Source organism: Polaromonas sp. C04 (genome assembly GCF_002002705.1).
Taxonomy (GTDB): Bacteria; Pseudomonadota; Gammaproteobacteria; order Burkholderiales; family Burkholderiaceae_C; genus Rhodoferax_A.
In genome coordinates, this window is the sequence record NZ_MUNS01000001.1 from 1 (window position 1) to 911 (window position 911).

General features: G+C 67.3%; 1 protein-coding gene. It reads left to right on the top strand.

The window, feature by feature from the left end; translation table 11 throughout:
* Window positions 1–911, top strand: a 911-nt coding sequence (locus B0E49_RS00005; protein ID WP_286137705.1) for an electron transfer flavoprotein subunit alpha/FixB family protein, incomplete at both ends; no start/stop codon positions are given.

The window sequence follows — 911 nt, forward strand, 5'->3', positions numbered from 1 at the left end:
ATTGCCGAACACGACAACGCCCACCTCAAGGGCGCCACCCTGAACACCGTGAGCGCTGCCGCCCAGTGCGGCGGTGAGGTGCACGTGCTGGTCGCCGGCCACCATGCCGGCGCCGCCGCTGCCCAAGCCTCCCAGATCACCGGCGTGACCAAGGTGTTGCACGCAGAGGGCGAGTACTTGGCGCACGGCCTGGCCGAGAACCTCGCCGCCCAGGTGCTGGCCATTGCCGCCAATTACAGCCATATCCTGTTCCCGGCCACCGCCAGCGGCAAGAACATCGCCCCGCGCGTGGCCGCCAAACTCGATGTGGCGCAGATCAGCGACATCAGCAAGGTGGACAGCCCCGACACCTTCGAGCGCCCGATCTATGCCGGCAACGCCATTGCCATCGTGCAAAGCAGTGACGCCACCAAGGTCATCACGGTGCGCACCACGGGCTTTGACCCGGCCCCCGGCAGCGGTGGCAGCGCCACCGTGGAAACCATCAGCGCCACGCCCGACAGCGGCAAGTCCAGCTTCATGGGCAGCGAGATCGCCAAGAACGACCGCCCCGAGCTGACCGCGGCCAAGATCATCGTCTCGGGCGGGCGCGCGCTGGGCAGTGCCGAGAAGTTCACCGAAGTCATCACCCCGCTGGCGGACAAGCTGGGCGCGGCCATGGGGGCCAGCCGCGCCGCGGTGGATGCGGGCTATGCGCCCAACGACTGGCAGGTCGGGCAGACCGGCAAGATCGTGGCGCCGCAGCTGTATGTGGCTGTGGGCATCTCGGGGGCGATCCAGCACCTGGCGGGCATGAAGGATTCCAAGGTGATCGTGGCGATCAACAAGGATGAGGAGGCGCCGATCTTCTCGGTGGCCGACTATGGGCTGGTGGCCGATCTGTTTACTGCCGTGCCGGAGTTGGTGAAGGC